1 protein-coding gene is annotated in these 450 nt (G+C 41.8%); it reads left to right on the top strand.

Features of this window, described 5'->3' with window-relative positions; genetic code table 11:
• Positions 1 to 364 (top strand): DUF1353 domain-containing protein (locus CCAL9328_RS10750; RefSeq protein WP_170000649.1); only part of this gene is annotated, 364 nt, incomplete at its 5' end.
• Positions 365 to 450 lie beyond the last annotated feature (86 nt).

Genomic DNA, 450 nt, shown 5'->3' with positions numbered 1-450 from the left:
AATCAGACGACCCATTCTCAAGCCTTTCTCAAAAGATAGGTTTGAAATTGTTGAGTCATACGAGTACGGCAATATCGTAGTTCCAGCAGCATACAAGACAAACGGAGCGAATGTACCTAGAATTCTTTGGAGCATATTTCCACCAAATAGCCCTGAGTATCTTTCGGCGATAGTGGTGCACGACTGGCTTTGCGATGAAGCTGAACTCATCTTTGAACTGGGCTCTTTAGAGCCAGCAAAGAGGCTTTTTAAAACAGCCGACGAAACCCTGCGTGAGATGATGACGGCACTCGGCGTAGCAAAGTGGAAGGCGTATGTATTTTACTTAGCATGCCGTACGTGGCACATCATAAAATACAAATAATAAAGGAGTAAAAAATGAGAAATTTAACAATAAACCGAAACAAAGGAGAAAAACTATGAGCGCAAAATTTGGAGTAAACGTAACCA

This window comes from Campylobacter sp. RM9328 (assembly GCF_012978615.1).
The sequence above is the reverse complement of the archived record's forward strand: the minus strand, read 5'-3'. Positions and strand labels throughout refer to the sequence as shown.